This is a genomic window from Streptomyces sp. NPDC052701 (assembly GCF_040678355.1).
GTDB lineage: Bacteria > Actinomycetota > Actinomycetes > Streptomycetales > Streptomycetaceae > Streptomyces.
In genome coordinates, this window is the sequence record NZ_JBFATO010000004.1 from 54145 (window position 1) to 73241 (window position 19097).

At 73.0% G+C, this 19097-nt stretch carries 20 protein-coding genes and 1 pseudogene; 11 read left to right on the plus strand and 10 right to left on the minus strand.

Annotated features, from left to right (window positions below; genetic code table 11):
* Window positions 1–1446: an MFS transporter gene (locus tag AB0L29_RS06975; RefSeq protein WP_365824160.1), complete on the plus strand. Its 1446-nt coding sequence runs from the start codon at window positions 1–3 to the stop codon at window positions 1444–1446.
* A gap of 45 nt (window positions 1447–1491) precedes the next feature.
* On the opposite strand, the gene AB0L29_RS06980 is transcribed toward AB0L29_RS06975, so the two are convergent.
* Window positions 1492–2382, minus strand: coding sequence for a helix-turn-helix domain-containing protein (locus AB0L29_RS06980; RefSeq protein ID WP_365824162.1), 891 nt, complete (start codon window positions 2380–2382; stop codon window positions 1492–1494).
* 102 nt (window positions 2383–2484) lie between these two features.
* On the opposite strand from AB0L29_RS06980, the gene AB0L29_RS06985 reads away from it, so the two are divergent.
* Window positions 2485–3912: an MFS transporter gene (locus AB0L29_RS06985; RefSeq protein ID WP_365824164.1), complete on the plus strand. Its 1428-nt coding sequence runs from the start codon at window positions 2485–2487 to the stop codon at window positions 3910–3912.
* Window positions 3913–3972: 60 nt separating this feature from the next.
* On the plus strand, window positions 3973–4740 hold the full coding sequence (locus AB0L29_RS06990; protein WP_365824166.1) for a class I SAM-dependent methyltransferase: 768 nt from the start codon (window positions 3973–3975) through the stop codon (window positions 4738–4740).
* 57 nt (window positions 4741–4797) lie between these two features.
* Here AB0L29_RS06990 and AB0L29_RS06995 read toward each other — a convergent pair whose 3' ends face one another.
* The 4 genes and pseudogenes from AB0L29_RS06995 to AB0L29_RS07010 form a co-directional block, all read right to left on the minus strand.
* Window positions 4798–6249, minus strand: a complete 1452-nt coding sequence (locus tag AB0L29_RS06995) for an FG-GAP-like repeat-containing protein (protein ID WP_365824168.1) — start codon at window positions 6247–6249, stop codon at window positions 4798–4800.
* A gap of 395 nt (window positions 6250–6644) precedes the next feature.
* On the minus strand, window positions 6645–7235 hold the full coding sequence (locus tag AB0L29_RS07000; RefSeq protein ID WP_365824170.1) for a TetR family transcriptional regulator: 591 nt from the start codon (window positions 7233–7235) through the stop codon (window positions 6645–6647).
* Between the two features lie 26 nt (window positions 7236–7261).
* Window positions 7262–8271 (minus strand): annotated as a pseudogene (locus AB0L29_RS07005) (aldo/keto reductase).
* Window positions 8272–8459: 188 nt separating this feature from the next.
* A complete protein-coding gene (locus tag AB0L29_RS07010; RefSeq protein ID WP_365824171.1) occupies window positions 8460–9842 on the minus strand; it encodes a glycine--tRNA ligase in 1383 nt (460 codons plus the stop codon).
* Window positions 9843–10024: 182 nt separating this feature from the next.
* Here AB0L29_RS07010 and AB0L29_RS07015 point away from each other — a divergent pair, with 182 nt between their 5' ends.
* The 4 genes from AB0L29_RS07015 to AB0L29_RS07030 are packed head-to-tail and all read left to right on the plus strand — an operon-like array spanning window position 10025 to window position 13181.
* Window positions 10025–11008 (plus strand): metal ABC transporter substrate-binding protein, encoded by a 984-nt coding sequence (locus AB0L29_RS07015; RefSeq protein WP_365824173.1) that lies wholly within the window; start codon window positions 10025–10027, stop codon window positions 11006–11008.
* A gap of 20 nt (window positions 11009–11028) precedes the next feature.
* Window positions 11029–11796 (plus strand): metal ABC transporter ATP-binding protein, encoded by a 768-nt coding sequence (locus AB0L29_RS07020; protein ID WP_365824175.1) that lies wholly within the window; start codon window positions 11029–11031, stop codon window positions 11794–11796.
* Window positions 11796–12698 (plus strand): metal ABC transporter permease, encoded by a 903-nt coding sequence (locus AB0L29_RS07025; protein WP_365824177.1) that lies wholly within the window; start codon window positions 11796–11798, stop codon window positions 12696–12698. Before AB0L29_RS07020 ends, AB0L29_RS07025 begins: the two co-directional genes overlap by 1 nt.
* Before the next feature lie 60 nt (window positions 12699–12758).
* Window positions 12759–13181 (plus strand): transcriptional repressor, encoded by a 423-nt coding sequence (locus AB0L29_RS07030; RefSeq protein ID WP_365824179.1) that lies wholly within the window; start codon window positions 12759–12761, stop codon window positions 13179–13181.
* A 148-nt stretch (window positions 13182–13329) separates the two neighbouring features.
* On the opposite strand, the gene AB0L29_RS07035 is transcribed toward AB0L29_RS07030, so the two are convergent.
* The 4 genes from AB0L29_RS07035 to AB0L29_RS07050 form a co-directional block, all read right to left on the minus strand.
* Window positions 13330–14169 carry an isoprenyl transferase gene (locus AB0L29_RS07035; RefSeq protein ID WP_365824181.1) on the minus strand — a complete coding sequence of 280 codons (840 nt, stop codon included), beginning with the start codon at window positions 14167–14169 and terminating at the stop codon, window positions 13330–13332.
* A 67-nt stretch (window positions 14170–14236) separates the two neighbouring features.
* The gene (recO, locus tag AB0L29_RS07040) at window positions 14237–14983 is read right to left on the minus strand and encodes a DNA repair protein RecO (protein WP_365824183.1); all 747 of its coding nucleotides are present in this window, start codon (window positions 14981–14983) and stop codon (window positions 14237–14239) included.
* A 43-nt stretch (window positions 14984–15026) separates the two neighbouring features.
* On the minus strand, window positions 15027–15242 hold the full coding sequence (locus AB0L29_RS07045) for a hypothetical protein (RefSeq protein ID WP_365824185.1): 216 nt from the start codon (window positions 15240–15242) through the stop codon (window positions 15027–15029).
* Window positions 15239–15445, minus strand: a complete 207-nt coding sequence (locus tag AB0L29_RS07050; RefSeq protein WP_365824187.1) for a hypothetical protein — start codon at window positions 15443–15445, stop codon at window positions 15239–15241. Before AB0L29_RS07050 ends, AB0L29_RS07045 begins: the two co-directional genes overlap by 4 nt.
* Window positions 15446–15561: 116 nt before the next feature.
* On the opposite strand from AB0L29_RS07050, the gene AB0L29_RS07055 reads away from it, so the two are divergent.
* The 4 genes from AB0L29_RS07055 (at window position 15562) to bla (ending at window position 18581) form a co-directional block, all read left to right on the plus strand.
* The gene (locus AB0L29_RS07055; RefSeq protein ID WP_365824189.1) at window positions 15562–16395 is read left to right on the plus strand and encodes a helix-turn-helix transcriptional regulator; all 834 of its coding nucleotides are present in this window, start codon (window positions 15562–15564) and stop codon (window positions 16393–16395) included.
* A complete protein-coding gene (locus AB0L29_RS07060) occupies window positions 16377–16643 on the plus strand; it encodes a DUF397 domain-containing protein (RefSeq protein ID WP_365824191.1) in 267 nt (88 codons plus the stop codon). The genes AB0L29_RS07055 and AB0L29_RS07060 overlap by 19 nt, the downstream gene beginning before the upstream one ends.
* Window positions 16644–16684: 41 nt before the next feature.
* Entirely contained in the window at window positions 16685–17392 is a 708-nt protein-coding gene (locus AB0L29_RS07065; protein WP_365824193.1) for a formylglycine-generating enzyme family protein, read from the plus strand.
* A gap of 319 nt (window positions 17393–17711) precedes the next feature.
* Window positions 17712–18581, plus strand: a complete 870-nt coding sequence (gene bla, locus AB0L29_RS07070) for a class A beta-lactamase (protein ID WP_365824194.1) — start codon at window positions 17712–17714, stop codon at window positions 18579–18581.
* A gap of 36 nt (window positions 18582–18617) precedes the next feature.
* On the opposite strand, the gene AB0L29_RS07075 is transcribed toward bla, so the two are convergent.
* Window positions 18618–19055 carry a protein phosphatase gene (locus tag AB0L29_RS07075; protein WP_365824196.1) on the minus strand — a complete coding sequence of 146 codons (438 nt, stop codon included), beginning with the start codon at window positions 19053–19055 and terminating at the stop codon, window positions 18618–18620.
* Window positions 19056–19097 lie beyond the last annotated feature (42 nt).

A 19097-nucleotide genomic window follows, 5' to 3' on the forward strand; every position in this document is an offset into this window, starting at 1 on the left:
ATGCCCGAGCTCAGTCCCCGCCGGCGCCTGCTGGTCCTCGCGATCTGCTGCATGAGCCTGCTGATCGTGAGTCTGGACAACACGGTCCTGAACGTGGCCCTGCCCGCCATGCAGCGGGAGCTGCACGCGAGCACCTCGGGCCTGCAGTGGACGATCGACGCCTACACGCTGGTGCTGGCCTCGCTGCTGATGCTCGCGGGCTCCACCGCCGACCGGATCGGCCGCAGGCGGGTCTTCACGGCGGGGCTGGTGGTCTTCGGCGCCGGCTCGCTGCTGTGCTCCCTCGCGCCGGACCTCCGGTCGCTGATCGCCTTCCGCATGGTGCAGGCGGTGGGCGGCTCGATGCTCAACCCGGTCGCCATGTCGATCATCACGAACACCTTCACCGAACCGCGCGAGCGGGCCCGGGCGATCGGCGCGTGGGGCGCGGTGGTGGGCATCTCGATGGCCGCCGGCCCGCTCGTCGGCGGCCTGCTGGTGGAGTCGGTCGGCTGGCGGGCGATCTTCTGGATCAACCTGCCGGTGGCCCTCGCCGCGCTGCTGCTCACCCTGCGCTTCGTCCCCGAGTCCCGGGCCGGCCGGGCCCGCCGCCCCGACCCGGTCGGCCAGCTCCTGGTGATCGTGCTGTTCGGCTCCCTGACCTACACGATCATCGAGGCGCCGCACGCCGCCCCCGGCGCGATCGCCCCCTTCGCCGTGCTCGCGCCGGCCGCGCTGCTCGGTCTGCTGTGGTACGAGCCCCGCCGCGCCGAACCCCTCATCGACCTGCGCTTCTTCCGCTCGGCGCCGTTCAGCGGGGCCACGGTGGTCGCGATCAGCGCGTTCGCGGCCCTGGGCGGCTTCCTCTTCCTGTCGACGCTGTACCTGCAGAACGTGCGCGGCCTGGACGCCCTGCACGCGGGCCTGTGGATGCTGCCGATGGCGGTCCCGACCTTCCTGTGCGCCCCGCTGTCCGGCCGCCTGGTCGGCAGCCGGGGCCCGCGCCTGTCCCTGCTGGTCGCGGGCTGCGCCATGACGGCGAGCGCCCTGCTGTTCGCCGCCTTCGACGCCGAGACCTCCGACGTCACCCTCTTCCTCGGCTACGCCCTCTTCGGCGTCGGCTTCGGCTTCGTCAACGCCCCCATCACCAACACCGCCGTCTCCGGCATGCCCCGCGCCCAGGCCGGTGTGGCCGCCGCCGTCGCCTCCACCAGCCGCCAGCTCGGCCAGACCCTCGGCGTGGCGGTGGTCGGGGCGGTACTGGCCTCGGGCGTGGGCGCGTCGCCGTACCGGGACGCCTTCGTGGCGGCCGCCCGCCCGGGCTGGTGGATCCTGGTGGGCTGCGGCCTCGCCGTCCTGGTCCTGGGCGCGGCGACCAGCGGCCGCTGGGCCCGGCGCACCGCCGAGCGCACGGCCGAGCGGCTCCGGGCGGCGGAGGTGCGGGAAGCGGCCGGCGTCGGCGGGTGACACGGCCCGCCCTCCGGGCGGACGACGGGAGTTCGACGACAGGCCCTAGACGCCCCGCGCCGAGGCGATCGCCAGCAGCTCCTCCAGCCGCCTGTGCGACTCCTCGTCGGCCGGCACGTACGTCACCATGCGCGGTCCCGGCTCCGGGCCCAGCCACAGGTCGGTGTGGTCGACGGTGACACGGCCGACGTGGCGGTTGACGAACTCCTTGCGCTTGGTGCGGTGGGCGACGACCTCGTGCCGGTCCCAGACCTCCCGGAACTCGGCGGACTCCGCACGAAGCCGCTTGAGCAGCATCTTCCAGGCCGGTTCGGCGAGGTGGCCGGCCATCGCGGCGCGGAAGCGGGCGGCCATCAGGCGCTGGGCCTCCTGAAGGTGCACGATCGACGACTGCCACTGGACGTTCGTGTAGGACAGGACCAGGCAGTTGCGGTCCTCGGGCGGCACCGCGTCCAGGTCGCACAGCAGCAGCCCGTACGTGCGGTTGTACGCGAGGATGTCGTACCGGCTGTTCTGCAGGCACGCCGGGAACGGCTCCAGTTGCTCCAGCACCGCCCGCAGGGCCGGGGTGACCGACGGAGAGGTGGCCGCCGGTGTCGGGTCGACGGCTCCGGCGAGCTGGAAGAGGTGGGCGCGCTCGCTGGGGTCGAGGAGCAGCGCGCGGGCGAGGGCGTCGAGGACCTGTACGGAGACCTGGATGTCGCGGGCCTGCTCCAGCCAGGTGTACCAGGTGACGCCGACGGCGGAGAGCTGGGCGACCTCCTCGCGGCGCAGCCCGGGCGTACGGCGCCGGCGGCCGCGCGGCAGGCCGACCTGCTCGGGGCTGATCCGCTCCCGGCGGCTGCGCAGGAAGGCGGCCAGCTCGTGCCGCCGGACATCCGCCTCGCGGGGCGCCTCGGGCGCGCGCGGGGCCGTTTCCCGGGCCATGGTCGTCATGCCCTCCAGCCTGCCGTCCGCGGCACCCTGTTTCCAGGTGGCGGTGGTACCAGGACAACAGGACTCTGGTACCGGTCCCGGCGCGGCGACAGGCTCGTGGCCGTGACCGAAATCCTCACCTCACCGCCCGTCCGCTCCCCCGCCGCCCCACCCGTGCTCGGCGGGCCCGGACTGTTCACGGTGCTGCTGGCCGCGGCACTGCCCCTCGTCGACTTCTTCATCGTCAACGTCGCCCTGCCCGCCATCGGCACCGGCCTCGCCGCGAGCGAGGCGGTCCTCGAACTCGTCGTCGCCGGGTACGGGGTGTCGTACGCCGTCCTGCTCGTCCTGGGCGGCCGGCTCGGCGACCTGTTCGGCCGCCGACGGCTGTTCCTGGCCGGCATGGCGGGCTTCGGGCTGACCTCGCTGGCGTGCGGGCTCGCTCCCGACGCCTGGTCGCTGGTGGCGGCACGGGTCGCGCAGGGCGCGTCGGCCGCCGCGATGCTGCCGCAGGTGCTGGCCACCATCCAGGCGACCACGGCCGGGCCGCGCCGTGCCAGGGCCATGGGGCTGTACGGCGCGACCGCCGGGCTGTCCATGATCGCCGGGCAGATCCTCGGCGGCGTCCTGGTCGCGGCGGACATCGCGGGCACCGGCTGGCGCTCGGTGTTCCTGGTGAACGTGCCGGTCGTGCTCGTCGGCCTGGTACTGGCCGCCCGGACCGTGCCGGAGACCCGCTCCGACCGCCCCGAGCCGGTCGACGGCCCGGGCACCGTCCTCCTCGCCGTCTGCCTGCTCACGCTGCTGGTCCCGCTCACCGAGGGCCGGGCGGCGGGCTGGCCGCTGTGGACGTGGCTGTCGCTGGCGGCGTTCCCGTGCGCGGCGGCGGCGTTCCACGCGGTGGAGCGCCGCAGGGACCGCCGGGGCCGTACGCCGCTGATCCCGCCGAGCCTGTTCCGGCTGGCCTCCCTGCGGCGGGGGCTGCTGCTGATCCTGCCGTTCTCCGCCGGTTTCAGCGGCTTCATGTTCGTGATCGCGGTGGCGTTGCAGCAGGGCGCGGGGCTCGCTCCGGTCGCCGCGGGCCTCGCGCTCGCGCCGCTGGCCGTGGTGTTCTTCGTCTTCTCGCTGCTGGGCCCGCGGCTGGTCGCCCGGTACGGCACGCGCGTGGTGACGGCGGGCGCCGTGCTGCAGGGCCTGGGTCTGGTCCTGATCGCCCTGGCCGCCTGGTTCCGCTGGCCGCACCTGGGGATCCTCGAACTGCTGCCGGGAGGGGCGGTGGCCGGTGCGGGCCAGGCGCTGCAACTGCCCGTCGTCTTCCGGGTCGTGCTGTCCGAGGTGCCGCCCGCCCGCGCGGGCGTCGGCAGCGGCGTGATGGTCACCGTCCAGCAGTCGGCGCTGGCCCTCGGCGTGGCCACCCTGGGCACGCTGTTCCTGTCCCTGGTACCGGCCATGGGCATGCGGGACGCGCTGGTCGTGACGCTGTCGGTGCAGTTCGCCGGGGTGGTCCTGACCGGGCTGCTGAGCCTGCGCCTGCCGCGCGCGGTCGGCTGACCGCCGACGGCCCCCGGAAAACCGCGCGCACCCGGGGGCCGTCGGCGGTACGGTCCCCCGATGAGCGATGAGGACGGCTACTTCCCGGAGAGCGTCGCGGCCGCCTACGACGAGTCGGCGGCGGACATGTTCCGCCCCGAGGTGGTGGACCCGGCGGTGGACCTGCTGGCCGGGCTCGCCGGCGACGGCCCGGCGCTCGAACTCGGCGTCGGGACCGGCCGCATCGCGCTGCCGCTGGCCTCGCGCGGGGTCCCGGTGCACGGCATCGACGTGTCCCGGGCGATGGTGGCCCGGCTGCGGGCCAAACCCGGCGGCGACAGCGTCGGCGTGACGGTCGGCGACTTCGCCACGACCCGGGTGCCCGGCGCGTTCTCGGTCGTCTACCTGGTGTTCAACACGATCAACAACCTGACCACGCAGGACGCCCAGGTGGACTGCTTCCGCAACGCCGCCGCCCACCTGCGGCCCGGCGGCTGCTTCGTCGTCGAGGTGGGGGTGCCGGAGCTGCGCCGGCTGCCGCCCGGGCAGAGCGCGGTGCCGTTCCGCGTCGGCCCGGCGCAGTGGGCCTTCGACACCTACGACACCGCCACCCAGGCGATGAGTTCGCACTACGTCACGATCGTCGACGGCCGCGCCGAGTACCGGGCGATCCCGTTCCGGTACGTGTGGCCGGCCGAGCTGGACCTGATGGCGCGCCTGGCCGGGCTGCGGCTGCGCGACCGGTGGGAGGGGTGGTCCCGGGCACCGTTCACCGGCGAGAGCGTCCGCCACGTGTCGGTGTGGGAGAAGCCCGCCGTCCGGGACCGCCCCGGGTGCACCGCGCCGTGAGGGACGGCGTGAGCGGGGTCGGGGCGGCCGCGGGCGGCACGGCCGGGCCACGGTGGGTCACGGGGCGATGTCCCAGGCGAAGGTGGGGTTGCCGCCCTTGACGGCGACGTTCGCGGCGGAGATGAACGTGGCGCCGGACGTGGTCGGCCCGGAGGCGGTGCCGCGCAGGGTGGTGAGGGCGCCGGTGCCGTTCTCGTAGGCGGCGCCGACGACCAGGTCGGCCTTGCCGGTCCTGTCGAAGTCGACCAGGCGGACGGAGCCGCCGAACCAGTCCATGTACTCGGAGGAGCCGGGCACGCCCGCGGTGTCCTGGGTGTAGCTCTTGGCACCGGTGCCGGTCAGGCCACCGGCGGAGCCGAACAGGACGGTGACCGAGCCGGCGTCCTGCACCGAGCCCAGGTCCTCGCCGGGAGCGCCGACCGCGACGTCGGCGTACTTGTCGCCGTTGATGTCGCCGACGGTGACGGACGCGCCGAAGATGTCGTCCGTCTCGCCGGAGCCGGGCACGCCCGTGGTGTCCTGGTGGATGACGGTCGGCGTCTGCGCCGGGTCGGGGCCGTTCGGGCCGCCGTACCAGACGCTGATCTGGCCGCCCTTGTGGCCGCCGGTGACGCCGGGGCGCGGGTCGGTGTAGTCGCCGAGGACCAGGTCGCCGTAGCCGTCGCCGTTGACGTCGCCGATCGTGCCGTGCTCGCCGTCGGCGTTCGGCAGGTCGGTGAGGGCGTAGTCGGACTCGGGGTGGTCCATGTTGCCGGGGTCGTGGCGGAAGTAGCCGATCTGGCCGCGCTCGTCGCCGTCGACGAGGAACGGGTAGACGCGCTCGGCGGCCTTGTCGCCGTTGATGTCGCCCGCGATCGCCTCGTACGCGCCGCCCAGCTCGCCGACGTCGGTGTGGCTCAGCGGGGTGCCGGTACGGGTGAAGCCGCCGCGGTAGAGGTGGACGCGGCCCTGGCCGGTGGCGGTGACGTCGGTCTTGCCGTCGCCGTCGAAGTCACCGGTGGCGACGGAGGCGCCGTAGCCGCCCCACTCGGGCAGGTCGGCCGGCTGGGGCAGGCCCGCGCCGCCGGAGAGGCCGCCGGAGCCGCCCCACAGGATCGTGAGCGAGCCGACGCCGTCGCGGTCGCCGATGGCCTCGTACTGGGAGCCGACGACGAGGTCGGCGTAGCCGTCGCCGTTCAGGTCGCCGGCGGCGAGGCTGCTGCCGAAGCGGTCGTCCGACTCGGCGGCGCCCGGGACGCCGGTGGAGTCCTGCGTGATGACGGTCCTCTTCGTCGCGGAGATGCCGGAGGACGAGCCGTACAGCACGACGACGGCGCCCGCGTCCTGCACGGAACCGGCGTCCGCGCCCATCGCGCCGACGGCGACGTCGCGGTAGCCGTCGCCGTTGAAGTCACCGGCCGGCCCGGAGGGCGCGGCCAGCGCCGGGGAGGCGGGCAGGGTGATCAGCAGACCGCCCGTCAGCGCGGCCGCGGCGGCCGTCGCGAGGGCGAGTCGCAGGGTGTGCTGCATGCGGGTCTCCTGCGGCATGCGGGGATGTCCGGCGGACATCCCGGAGTCGGTGGGGTGCGACGGACGGCGCGTTCGCCGGGCGTTGGCCTCGGGTTCAACGGTCCGATGAGCAAACAGGAGACCACTAAAGACGCGGGAGGGTTGTACGTGAGGTCGGTGAATCCCTGAGTCGCTTTTCGGATGACCCGGGCGGCTCGGGCGGCCCGGGAGGCTCAGCGCGTGGGTGATCGGATCGCGGTCGGTCCGCGGGCGGGGCGGGAGGGCCCATGGGCACCGCCACGGCCGCGAGGCCCCGCTCGCCGGGGATCTTCGCCGCCCGGCAGCGGTCACGGCCGGCTTCCCGGCTTCGGACGGGCGGAGCTCGCGCTCCACCGGGGCCGGGACGACGACAGAGGCTAGGCCCGCAGCGCGCGCACCAGCAGTTCCACGACCGTCTCGAAGTCGTCCTCGACGCCCGGCTCCACCCACTCCCGTGCGTGGCAGGGGTCGTGGAAGCGGTCCGTGGCGTGGAAGAGGGCACGGGCCGTGGCCCGGGGGTCGGCGACGGGCGCGAAGGCGCCGGAGTCGATGCCGGCCCGCACGATCCGCGTCAACTGGCCGGTGAGGTCGGCGATGTGCGCGCCGACCGCCTCGCCGTTCTCCCCGGCCAGGACCAGGTAGGTGGCGAACAGCTCGGGGTCCTCGCCGGCCTTGCGGCGTTTGGCGGTGAACAGGGCCGCCAGCCACTCCCGCAGCCGGACCGCCGGGTCGCCGTCCCCGGCGGCGATGCCGGACAGCTCCTCGCAGGCGCGGTCCAGCCACCGCTTGGTGACCGCCTCGCGCAGCGCCGCCTTGGTCCGGAAGTGCCGGTAGACGCTGCCGTGGCTGACGCCGAGCGCGCGGGCCACGTCCACCACGGTGGCCTTGGCCGGGCCGTGGCGGCGCAGCACCTCCTCGGTGGCTTCGAGGATGCGCTCGGCGGTCAGGGTCTCGGTGGTCGGTGCCATGTCCTAGACCGTACCCGGCACGGGGATCAGCGCTCGCTGTCGAGGTGTGCCAGCTGCGCGGCCGGGTAGCGCTCGCCCGCCGCCGCGTCCGGCGGCACGGCCTCCTCGATCGCCGCCAGGTCGGCCGCGTCCAGGGTCACCTCCAGCGCGCCCAGCGACTCGGTGAGCCGCTGGCGGGTCCGGGCGCCGACCAGGGGCACGATGTCCTCCCCGCGGGAGAGCACCCAGGCGATGGCGATCTGCGCGACCGTCACGCCCTTCTGATCGGCGATCTTGCGCAGGGCCTCCACGAGGTCGAGGTTGCGCCGCAGGTTGTCGCCCTGGAAGCGGGGCGAGTGGGCCCGGAAGTCGTGGGCGGCGAGCTGCCGGTCGCGGGTGAAGTGGCCGGAGATCAGGCCGCGGGAGAGGACGCCGTACGCCGTGACGGAGATGCCCAGCTCGCGGGCGGCCGGCAGGATGCGGTCCTCGATGCCGCGGGTGATCAGCCCGTACTCGATCTGGAGGTCGGTGATCGGCGCGGTGGCGGCGGCGCGGCGGAGGGTGTCGGCGCCGACCTCGCTGAGGCCGATGTGGCGGACGTGGCCCTGCTCGACGAGTTCCGCGATCGCGCCGACCGTCTCCTCGATGGGGACGTCCGGGTCGAGGCGGGCCGGCCGGTAGATGTCGATGTGGTCGAGGCCGAGGCGCTGGAGGGTGTAGGCGGCGAAGTTCTTCACGGCGGCGGGGCGGGCGTCGTAGCCGAACCAGGAGCCGTCCGGGCCGCGCAGGGCCCCGAACTTCACGCTGACCAGCGCCTGTTCGCGCCGGGCGGCGGGCGCGCCGCGCAGCGCCTCGCCGATCAGCAGCTCGTTGTGGCCCATGCCGTAGAAGTCGCCGGTGTCGAGCAGGGTCACGCCCGCCTCCAGGGCGGCGTGGATGGTGGCGACCGACTCGGCGCGGTCGGCGTCGCCGTACAGCGCGGACATCCCATGCAGCCGAGGCCGAGGGGGAAGACGCGGGGGCCGGTGGTTCCCAGGGGGCGGGTCGGCGTCGTCATGGATCCACCCTCGCATGACAGATGACAGATTTCAATATCTGTCATTCAATACATGTCAGTCGGTGGCCGCGGCGAGGAGGGCCGGCAGGAGGGCGACGCCGGGGGAACCACCCCGGACATGCGAAAACCCCCGGCACAGGTCCACGGCGGGACCCGTACCGGGGGCCGGTACGCGGGGCGGCGCGGCCCTAGCAGCCGATCAGGCGGCCGGCCAGGTAGCCCTCGATCTGGTCGAGGGAGACGCGCTCCTGCTTCATGGAGTCACGCTCGCGCACGGTCACGGCGTTGTCCTCCAGGGTGTCGAAGTCGACCGTCACGCAGTACGGCGTGCCGATCTCGTCCTGGCGGCGGTAGCGGCGGCCGATCGCGCCGGCGTCGTCGAACTCGATGTTCCAGTGCTGGCGCAGCGCCTGGGCGAGGCCCTTGGCCTTCGGCGACAGCTCCGGGTTGCGGGACAGCGGCAGCACCGCGACCTTCACCGGGGCGAGGCGGTGGTCCAGGCGCAGCACGGTGCGCTTCTCCAGCTTGCCCTTGGCGTTGGGCGCCTCGTCCTCGACGTAGGCGTCCAGCAGGAACGCCAGCATCGCGCGGCCGACGCCGGCCGCCGGCTCGATGACGTACGGCGTCCAGCGCTCGCCGGCCTCCTGGTCGAAGTAGGACAGGTCCTGGCCGGAGGCCTTGGAGTGGGCGCCGAGGTCGTAGTCGGTGCGGTTGGCGACACCCTCCAGCTCGCCCCACTCGCTGCCGCCGAACTGGAAGCGGTACTCGATGTCGGCGGTGCGCTTGGAGTAGTGGGAGAGCTTCTCCTTGGGGTGCTCGTACCAGCGCATGTTCTCCTCGCGCAGGCCCAGGCCGGTGTACCAGTTCCAGCGCTGCTCCATCCAGTACTCCTGCCACTTCTCGTCCTCGCCCGGCTTGACGAAGAACTCCATCTCCATCTGCTCGAACTCGCGGGTGCGGAAGATGAAGTTGCCCGGCGTGATCTCGTTGCGGAACGACTTGCCCATCTGGGCGATGCCGAACGGCGGCTTGCGGCGCGAAGTGGTCTGCACCTGGGTGAAGTTGGTGAAGATGCCCTGGGCGGTCTCGGGACGCAGGTAGGCGACGGAGCCGGAGTCCTGCGTCGGGCCGAGGTGGGTGGAGAGCAGGCCCGAGAACTGCTTGGGCTCGGTGAAGGTGCCCTTGTTGCCGCAGTTCGGGCAGTTGAGGTCCGCGAGCCCGTTCTCCGGGGCGTGGCCCTTCTTCTCCTCGTAGGCCTCTTCCAGGTGGTCGGCACGGTACCGCTTGTGGCAGGAGGTGCACTCGGTGAGCGGGTCCGTGAAGGTGGCGACGTGGCCGGAGGCGACCCACACCTCGGGGGCCAGGATCACGGACGAGTCGATGCCGACCACGTCCTCGCGCGACGTCACCATGTAGCGCCACCACTGGCGCTTGAGGTTCTCCTTGAGCTCGACACCCAGCGGCCCGTAGTCCCAGGCGGCACGCTGGCCGCCGTAGATCTCACTGCAGGGGAATACGAAGCCACGGCGCTTGCTCAGGCTGACGATGGTGTCGATCTTGTCGGCGGCCACGGTGCTCTCTTCATTACGACGACGGGCGACGAAGCGAGATGCTTCCAGCGAATGCTTCAGATTACCGGCGGGGACTGCCCCTCGGCCAAATCGGTGCCCGCTCAGGACCGCTATGGGCCGTCCTGCGAACCGCTGACATGCTTTGTTGACAATGGTTTCCATCTTTGCTGAAAATGAGTGTCATGAACGTACGACGACAGCACATATCCGGGATCGCGGCCGCGGCGGCCGCCGCCCTCGCCCTCGGCACCCTCTCCGCCTGTTCCGGCGACAGTGAGGCGGCGGGCGGGAACTCGGGGAACTCGGAGAAGTTCGACGTCGTCGCGTCGTTCTACCCGATGGCCTTCCTCGCCGAGCGGATCGGCGGCGACCACGTGCAGGTCACCAGCCTCACCGAACCCGGCCAGGAGCCGCACGACCTGGAGATCAGCCCCCAGCAGCGCGCGCAGATCGAGGAGGCCGACGCGGCGCTCCACCTCAAGGGCCTGCAGCCCTCCGTCGACGAGGCCATCGGCCAGTCCGGCGTCAAGACGAAGATCGACGCGGCGACGCTCACGAAGCTGGAGGACCTCGGCACCGAGGACGGCCACGACCACGGCACCGGGGAGGAGCACGCGGAGGAGGGCGCGGAAGAGGAGGAGCACGCGCTCGACCCGCACGTCTGGCTGGACCCGGTGAAGTACGCGGAGGTCGCCGAGGGCGTCGGCAAGGCCTTCGAGAAGGCCGACCCGGACCACGCGGCCGACTACCGCAAGAACACCGACGCCCTGGTGGAGAAGCTGACCGACCTCGACACGGCCTTCGAGGACGGCCTGCGGAACACCAGGACGAAGGTGTTCTTCACCAACCACGCCGCCTTCGGCTACCTCGCCCACCGCTACGGGCTGACCCAGGAGGCCATCTCCGGCCTGGACCCGGAGAGCGAGCCGAGCGCGGCCCGCGTCAGGGAGCTCCAGCAGGAGGCGAAGGCGGACGGCGTGACCACCGTCTTCTACGAGACACTGGTGTCCGACAAGACCGCCAAGACCCTCGCCAGGGACGCGAAGCTGAAGACGGACGTCCTCGACCCGCTCGAGGGCATCACCGACAAGTCCCGCGGCGACGACTACTTCCAGGTGATGGAAGCCAACCTCAAGGCCCTGCGGACGGCCCTGGGAGCCAAGTGATCGACCCATCGGAGGACGGTATGAACGAGCCCGTCATTTCCCTGCGCGGCGTCCGCGCGGAACTGGGCTCGCGCCCCGTCCTGCGCGGCATCGACCTCACCGTGCGCCGCGGTGAGGTCGTCGCGCTGCTCGGCGCGAACGGTTCCGGCAAGTCGACGGCCGTGCGCAGCGTCATCGGCCAGGTGCCGGTGAGCAGCGGCGAGATCGAGCTGTTCGGCACACCGCACAGGCGTTTTCGCGACTGGGCGCGGGTGGGCTACGTCCCGCAGCGCACCACCGCCGCGGGCGGCGTGCCCGCCACGGTGACCGAGGTGGTCTCCTCCGGCCGCCTGGCCCGCGCCCGCTTCGGCCTCTTCCGCAAGGCGGACCGCGAGGCCGTACGGCGGTCCCTGGAGCTGGTCGGCATGGCCGACCGGGCGAAGGACTCCGTGGGCGCCCTGTCCGGCGGCCAGCACCAGCGCGTCCTGATCGCCCGCGCGCTCGCCCCCGAGCCGGAGCTGCTGATCATGGACGAGCCGATGGCGGGCGTCGACCTGGCCAGCCAGGAGGTGCTGGCGGACACCCTGCGCCGGCAGGTCTCCCAGGGCGCGACCGTCCTGCTGGTCCTGCACGAACTGGGTCCGCTGGAGCCCCTGATAGACCGGGCCGTCGTGCTGCGCGACGGCTGCGTCCTGCACGACGGCCCGCCCCCCAAGGCGGTCGGCCAGCACGCGCTGCCCGGCCACGACCACGTACACCCGCACGCACCGGCGGGCGCCGAACCGATCCGCACGGGACTGCTGAGCTGATGGACTTCCTCGACTACGCCTTCATGCAGCGGGCGCTCATCGCCGCCGTCCTGGTCGGCGTCACCGCCCCCGCCGTCGGCATCTACCTGGTCCAGCGCCGCCAGGCCCTGATGGGCGACGGCATCGGCCACGTCGCGATGACCGGTGTGGGCCTGGGCTTCCTGCTGTCCTGGTCGCCGGTGTGGATGGCGACGCTCGTCTCCGTGCTCGGCGCGGTGCTGATGGAGCTGATCCGCTGGTACGGCCGCACCCGCGGCGACATCGCCCTCGCGATGCTGTTCTACGGCGGCATGGCCGGCGGCGTGATGTTCATCAACCTCGCGCCGACGGGCTCCAACGCCAACCTGACCTCGTACCTGTTCGGCTCCCTGTCGACCGTCTCGCAGTCGGACGTCACGGCGATCTGCGTGCTGGCCGCCTTCGTGGTCCTGGTCACCCTCGGGCTGCGCCGCCAGCTGTTCGCGGTCAGCCAGGACGAGGAGTTCGCGCGGGTGACGGGCCTGCCGGTGCGCGCCCTGAACCTGCTGACGGCGGTCACGGCGGCGGTGACGGTGACGGTGGCGATGCGCGTGGTCGGCCTGCTGCTGGTGTCCGCGCTGATGGTGGTCCCGGTGGCCGCCGCGCAGCAGCTCAGCCGCAGCTTCGCGGCGACCTTCGCGATCGCCGTCGCGGTCGGCGTGAGCGTGACCCTCGGCGGCACCGTCACGTCGTACTACCAGGACGTGCCGCCCGGCGCGACGATCGTGCTGCTGACCATCGGCGCGTTCGTCCTGCTGACGGCGCTGGCGGCCCCGCTGGCCCGGCGCCGCGCCCGCGCGCTGGCCGCCGCGCGGCCCGCCGCGGACCCCGCGGAGTGCGCCATTCCGGCCAGTCGGGGGACCGCCGACGAGCTCGGCGTCTGACCGGGTCCGGCCCGGGCTGGCACAATGACCCGGGCACAGGCAGACATGAGGAGGCAACCGGTGACGACCGCTGGACCGCCCGTGAAGGGCCGCGCCACCCGGCAGCGGGCCGCCGTGGCGGCGGCCCTGGAAGAGGTCGAGGAGTTCCGCAGCGCGCAGGAGCTCCACGACATGCTCAAGCACAAGGGCGACTCGGTCGGGCTCACCACCGTCTACCGCACCCTGCAGTCCCTCGCCGACGCCGGCGAGGTCGACGTGCTGCGCACCGCCGACGGCGAGTCCGTCTACCGCCGCTGCTCCACCGGCGACCATCACCACCACCTGGTCTGCCGCAGCTGCGGCCGGGCCGTCGAGGTCGAGGGCCCGGCCGTGGAGAAGTGGGCGGAGGCCATCGCCGCCGAGCACGGCTACGTGAACGTGGCGCACACGGTGGAGATCTTCGGCACCTGCGCGGAGTGCGCGGCGGCCGCCGCGCAGCCGTAGAGCCCTCGAACACGCGGGCGTGGAGCCCCCGGACGCGCAGCCGTGGCTCCGGACGCGCGGGCGGGGCGGGCGCCGTCCGCCCGCGTCCCGTCCCCGGTGGGCCCCGGGCGGAACACCGGTGTCCGGTTCCGCCCGGGGCCGTCCCGGCTCAGGCCTCGGCCTGCCTGCCCTCCATGGCGAGCAGCTCCTCGTTCGGGATGGCCCCGCCGAAGCGGCGGTCGCGGGAGGCGAACTCCAGGCACGCCCGCCACAGGTCGCGCCGGTCGAAGTCCGGCCACAGCACGTCCTGGAAGACCATCTCGGCGTAGGCGGACTGCCACAGCAGGTAGTTCGAGGTGCGCTGTTCGCCGCTCGGCCGCAGGAACAGGTCCACGTCCGGCATGTCCGGGTAGTAGAGGTACTTCGCGAAGGTCTTCTCGGTGACCTTCGAGGGGTCCAGCCGGCCGGCCCTGACGTCCTCCGCCAGCGCCTTGGCCGCGTCCGCGATCTCCGCACGGCCGCCGTAGTTCATGCAGAAGTACAGCGTGAGCCGGTCGTTGTCCTTGGTCTGCTCCTGGGCGATCTGCAGCTCCTTGGCCACCGACCGCCACAGCTTGGGCATCCGCCCCGCCCAGCGCACCCGGATCCCGAGCTCGTCGAGCTGGTCGCGGGTGCGGCGGATGAAGTCGCGGTTGAAGTTCATCAGGAAGCGCACCTCCTCGGGCGAGCGCTTCCAGTTCTCCGTGGAGAAGGCGTACAGCGAGATCGCCCCGACGCCCATCTCGATCGCGCCCTGGAGCACGTCCAGGACCCGCTCGGCGCCGACCTTGTGCCCCTCGGTGCGCGGCAGCCCGCGTTCCTTGGCCCACCGCCCGTTGCCGTCCATGACGATCGCCACATGGTTGGGGACCAGCTCGCCGGGGAGCTTCGGGGGCCGCGCGCCGGACGGGTGCGGCTCCGGCGTCCTGTACTCCCGGCGCTGGCGCCCCAGGATCCCGCGTACGGCCATGTGTCTCTCGTCTCCCTAGGTCTGAGTGCTTCTCGTGCTTCTCGGCAGCCGCCCGGTCGCTCCGCGGCTACTTCTCGACGTAGCGCAGGGAGCGCAGCCCGCGCTCCAGGTGCCAGTGCAGGTACGCGGACACCAGCCCGCTCGCCTCCCGGACGTACCGCGGCTCGCACGCGTCCGCGGTCCGCCAGTCCCCCGTGAGCAGCGCGCCGAGGAGCTCCAGCGCCTGCGGCGAGGGTACGACGCTGCCGGGCACCCGGCAGTCGGCGCAGACGGAACCGCCCGACGCCACCGAGAAGAACCGGTTCGGCCCCGGCATCCCGCACTTCGCGCAGTCGCCGAAGCTCGGGGCGTAGCCGTTGACGGCCAGGGAGCGCAGCAGGAAGGCGTCCAGGACGAGGTGCGGCGCGTGCTCGCCCCGGGCGAGGGTGCGCAGGGCCCCGACGAGCAGCAGGTACTGCTGGACGGCCGGCTCGCCCTCGTGGTCGGTGAACCGCTCGGCGGTCTCCAGCATGGCCGTCCCGGCGGTGTACCGCGCGTAGTCGGTGACGATCCCGCCGCCGTACGGGGCGATCGTCTCGCTCTGCGTGCACAGCGGCAGCCCGCGCCCGACCAGCTCGCTGCCCTTGGCGAAGAACTGCACGTCGACGTGCGAGAAGGGTTCGAGGCGCGCACCGAACTTGGACTTCGTCCGGCGCACGCCCCGGGCCACCGCCCGTACCCGGCCGTGACCCCGCGTGAGCAGCGTGATGATCCGGTCCGCCTCACCCAGCTTCTGGGTGCGCAGCACGATGCCGTCGTCGCGGAACAGACTCATGCATCCATTCTCGCCTACGCGGCGGCCGGCCCCGTCCTCCGCGTCAAGGGACCTCCCCCCGGCTGCGCGCGTTGGCGTACGCCGTCGCCGCGCGCAGCCGCTCGGCCGGGGTGGCGTGCCGCACGGCGCGGGGATGGGCGTCCCACTCCCTGCCTCCCCCGTACGGTCTGAGCTGGACGTAGGGCCCCTCGTGCCCCATGACGATCCCGACCCGCCCCGTGAGGGTGTCCACCACGTACGCGCCGACCGGGGGCCTCATCGCAGCGCCGCCGCGAGCCGCCGGGCCGTCTCCACGGAACACCGGCCCAATTCCACGAGCGGACAGGGCGCCTCCCGCGCAAGACTCACCGGATCCAGCCCCAGTGAGGGCAGGGTAATTCCGGCCTCGGCGAGTTCCGTCCGCAATTCTTCCACCGCTTCCTCCGCTTCCACGACGCAGAGCGCCGCGTGCCGTACCGCCATCGTGCTCCCCTTTCTTTTCCGTTTTCACGCTTCGCATTCCCACGGTGACGCAGCGCACCTAGACTCGGAAAGGGTCAGCGCCCTGCAAGTGCGGGGCAGTGCAAGGGGGTTCGGCGATGGCCAACGGTTCGCGGCAGGCGGCCTGGGAGTTCTTCGGCACGGAGCTGAAGCGGCGCAGGGAGGACGCGGGGTTCACGCAGGTGGAGTTGGGTGCGCGGGTCTTCGTGTCCGGCGCCTACATCGGACAGTTCGAGCAGGCCATTCGAAAACCGCAGCTGGATATCGCCCAGCGGATCGACGAGGTCCTGCAAACCGACGGTATTTTCGAGCGGTTGTGCAGGAAGCTGATCGACGACAAGCGGTATGCGGATTACTTCGCCAAGGCGGCCGAGCTGGAGGCACTGGCGACGAGGATCTGCGAGTTCGCGCCCGCGCTGGTACCCGGGCTGCTTCAGACGGCCGCGTACGCGCGGGCGGTCACCTTGGCGATGAACCCGCTCGCACCGGACGAGTTCATCGAGGAGAAAGTGTCGGGCCGCGTGGAACGGGCCCGAATCCTGAAGGACGCCACACGTCCCGTGTATTGGGTGATCCTGCACGAGAACGTGCTGCGCGTCCCGGTGGGCGGCCCGGCGGTCATGGCGGCGCAGCTGGAGCACGTGGCGGCGCTGGCACGACAGCGGACGGTGCTGGTGCAGGTGCTGCCGTGCACGGCTGGGGCGTACGCGCTCATGAACGGCATGCTGGCGCTCATGGAGTTCGAGGACGCGCCGCCAACGGCTTATACAGAAGCCGTGTATTCGGGGAATCTGCTGGACGATCCGGCCGTGGTGAAGCGCGTGCAGTCGTCATACGATCTGCTCAGGGCCGCCGCGCTGTCGCCTGAGGCGTCCCTGGCCCTGGTCGAGTCGGTGGCGGAGGACTTCAGACGATGCACGAGTACGACCTGAGCAACGCGCGCTGGTGCAAGAGCACTTACAGCGACGGCAACGGCGGCAGCTGCGTCGAGGTCGCGTACGACTTCCCCGGCGCGGCCCGCTGGCGCAAGAGCACCTACAGCGACGGCAACGGCGGTGACTGCGTCGAGGTCGCCGACGGCGTCCCCGGTGTCGTCCCCGTGCGGGACAGCAAGGTGCCGCACGGACCCGTCCTGGTGGTCGGGGCGGACGCCTGGACCGCGTTCCTGCGCACCGTCTGAGCACCGCGCCGCGGCGCGGGACGCGGGTAGGGTGGCCCGTCATGGAGACGGACCCGGACGACGAGATGGTCGCCGTCCCGGCGGGGCGCGTGACCTTGTCGGACCGGCGGACACAGCGCAGTTGGCCGGTCGACGTCGCACCGTTCCGGATGTCGGCGTTCCCGGTCACCCAGGCGTGTTACGAGCGGGTCACCGGCCTGCGCCCGAGTGCCGCCCGGGGGGACCGGCTGCCCGTCGAGGGCGTCTCCTGGTGGGACGCGGTCCGGTTCTGCAACGCCCTGTCGCTGCGCGAGGGGCTGACGCCCGCGTACCGCCTGCGGATCGAGGACGAGACCGCCGAGTGGGACGCCTCCGCCGACGGGTACCGGCTGCCGACCGAGGCGGAGTGGGAGCACGCGTGCCGTGCCGGTACCACCGGTCCGCGCTACGGCCGCCTCGACGACATCGCCTGGTACCAGGACAACTCGCAGGGGCGGATCCGTCCCGTGGGCGGCAGGCGGCCCAACGCGTGGGGCGTGTACGACACGTTGGGCAACGTGTGGGAGTGGTGCTGGGACGTCTACGACGCCGAGGTGTACGGCACCTACCGGGTGCTGCGCGGCGGCGGCTGGTCCGACGAGCACTGGAGCTGCCGGGCCTCCGTGCGGCGCCGCGGCCACCCGACCTTCCGGATCGACGACCTGGGGTTCCGCACGGTCCGTTCCGGCCACACCGTACGGCCGCCCCGGCCGAAAACGGCGTCGGGGTAAACCCCCGGAGGACACGGCCGATACCCGGACGGGGCGGGAGGCCGGGACTCGCGAGGCTGCTGTGCGCGAAGTCCACGCACCTCTCCTCCTGCGGCTCGCCGCCCGCCTCGACCGCGGTCCCCTCCCCCGGCCCGGCGCCGTCCCGGCGGCACCGGACTCCCGCCCCGCCGAAGCCCGTCGCACAGGACGTCGCCGCGGTCCGGCGGGGGCCGGGCGCAACCGGAAGTCCGCGCCCCCGCGTCGATCACGGGAGAGATCGTCGCGGCATTCCGAGCGAAGGTGAGAGATCTTGAACGCCGGCACCCCACCCCGACCCCCGATGGCCCGACGGACGCTGCTCGCGACCGGTACCGCCACGGCCGCGGCCCTGCTGACGGCCACGCCCGCGCGCGCGGCGGACGACGTCACCGCGCGCCTGCGCGAACTGGAGGAGCAGCACGGCGCCCGCCTGGGCGTCTTCGCCCACAACCTCCGCACGAAGCGGACCGTGCGGCACCGCGCGGACGAACTCTTCCCGGTCTGCTCGCTGTTCAAGACCCTCGCCGCCGCGGCCGTGCTGCGTGACCTGGACCGGGACGGCGAGGTGCTGTCCCGCCGGATCCACTACACGGCGGCCGACCTGCCCGAGGACGGCTCCGACAGGACCAGGGAGCACCTGGCCGAGGGCATGACGGTCGCCGAACTGTGCGACGCGGCGATCCGCTACAGCGACAACGGCGCCGGCAACCTGCTCCTGCGCGAGCTGGGCGGCCCCACCGCGATCACCCGCTTCGCCCGTTCGCTCGGCGACCCGGTGACCCGCCTGGACCGCTGGGAGACCGAGCTCAACTCGGCCGAGCCGTGGCGGATCACCGACACCACCAGCCCGCGCGCGATCGGGCGGACCTACGCCCGTCTGGTGCTCGGCGACGCGCTGGAGCGCGGTGACCGCGACCTCCTCACGCACTGGCTGCTGAACAACACCACCAGCGGCAACCGGCTCAGGGCCGGGCTGCCGCCGACCTGGACGGTGGCCGACAAGACCGGCGCCGGCTCGTACGGCACCAACAACAACGTGGGCATCGCCTGGACCGAGGACGGCACCCCGCTGGTGCTGGCGATCCAGTCGACCAAGCCGGACCGGGCCGCCCCGTGGGACCACCCGCTCCTCGCGAAGACGGCGGCCCTGCTGGCGGACGCCCTCGTCTGAGCCCCGCCGGGGGCCCCGCCCTGCCGGCGGGGCCCCTCACCCGGCGCCGAACCGCCTTACGTACCGGCGCTGCCAGGGCGTCTCCACGGCGTGCCGGTCGTAGGCCCGGCGGACGTACGCCACCGCCTCCCGCGGCGGCACGCCGTCCAGGACCGCCAGGCAGGCCAGGGCGGTTCCGGTGCGGCCGCGCCCACCCCCGCAGGCGATCTCCACCCGGTCCCGCGCGGCCCGCTCCCACGCCTCGGTGAGCGCCGCGCGGGCGTCCGCCCGGTCCGCCGGGAGCCGGAAGTCGGGCCAGCGGATCCAGCGGGACTCCCAGGGGACCTCGGGCGGACGCCCGCCGAGCAGGTAGACGCCGTACGCGGGGACGGGCGCGGCCGGGTCCAGGGGCCGCCGCAGGGCCCGGCCCCGCACCAGCCGCCCGGACGGCAGCCGCAGCACACCGGGGTCCCCCTCGTTCCACCGCCCGCCCATGCCGCGCCCTCCCCGGCCCACGATCGTCCGACACGTCCGGCC

What these genes read in the sequence shown, in the direction of transcription:
- AB0L29_RS07000 (WP_365824170.1), bottom strand. Translation starts at nt 7,235, where the DNA reads ATGGCACCGACCACCGAGACCCTGACCGCCGAGCGCATCCTCGAAGCC.
- AB0L29_RS07020 (WP_365824175.1), top strand. Translation starts at nt 11,029, where the DNA reads ATGAACGAGCCCGTCATTTCCCTGCGCGGCGTCCGCGCGGAACTGGGC.
- AB0L29_RS07055 (WP_365824189.1), top strand. Translation starts at nt 15,562, where the DNA reads ATGGCCAACGGTTCGCGGCAGGCGGCCTGGGAGTTCTTCGGCACGGAG.
- AB0L29_RS07035 (WP_365824181.1), bottom strand. Translation starts at nt 14,169, where the DNA reads ATGGCCGTACGCGGGATCCTGGGGCGCCAGCGCCGGGAGTACAGGACG.
- AB0L29_RS07025 (WP_365824177.1), top strand. Translation starts at nt 11,796, where the DNA reads ATGGACTTCCTCGACTACGCCTTCATGCAGCGGGCGCTCATCGCCGCC.
- AB0L29_RS06995 (WP_365824168.1), bottom strand. Translation starts at nt 6,249, where the DNA reads ATGCAGCACACCCTGCGACTCGCCCTCGCGACGGCCGCCGCGGCCGCG.
- AB0L29_RS07045 (WP_365824185.1), bottom strand. Translation starts at nt 15,242, where the DNA reads ATGAGGCCCCCGGTCGGCGCGTACGTGGTGGACACCCTCACGGGGCGG.
- AB0L29_RS06975 (WP_365824160.1), top strand. Translation starts at nt 1, where the DNA reads ATGCCCGAGCTCAGTCCCCGCCGGCGCCTGCTGGTCCTCGCGATCTGC.
- recO (WP_365824183.1), bottom strand. Translation starts at nt 14,983, where the DNA reads ATGAGTCTGTTCCGCGACGACGGCATCGTGCTGCGCACCCAGAAGCTG.
- AB0L29_RS07065 (WP_365824193.1), top strand. Translation starts at nt 16,685, where the DNA reads ATGGAGACGGACCCGGACGACGAGATGGTCGCCGTCCCGGCGGGGCGC.
- AB0L29_RS07050 (WP_365824187.1), bottom strand. Translation starts at nt 15,445, where the DNA reads ATGGCGGTACGGCACGCGGCGCTCTGCGTCGTGGAAGCGGAGGAAGCG.
- bla (WP_365824194.1), top strand. Translation starts at nt 17,712, where the DNA reads ATGGCCCGACGGACGCTGCTCGCGACCGGTACCGCCACGGCCGCGGCC.
- AB0L29_RS06990 (WP_365824166.1), top strand. Translation starts at nt 3,973, where the DNA reads ATGAGCGATGAGGACGGCTACTTCCCGGAGAGCGTCGCGGCCGCCTAC.
- AB0L29_RS07060 (WP_365824191.1), top strand. Translation starts at nt 16,377, where the DNA reads ATGCACGAGTACGACCTGAGCAACGCGCGCTGGTGCAAGAGCACTTAC.
- AB0L29_RS07015 (WP_365824173.1), top strand. Translation starts at nt 10,025, where the DNA reads ATGAACGTACGACGACAGCACATATCCGGGATCGCGGCCGCGGCGGCC.
- AB0L29_RS06980 (WP_365824162.1), bottom strand. Translation starts at nt 2,382, where the DNA reads ATGACGACCATGGCCCGGGAAACGGCCCCGCGCGCGCCCGAGGCGCCC.
- AB0L29_RS07075 (WP_365824196.1), bottom strand. Translation starts at nt 19,055, where the DNA reads ATGGGCGGGCGGTGGAACGAGGGGGACCCCGGTGTGCTGCGGCTGCCG.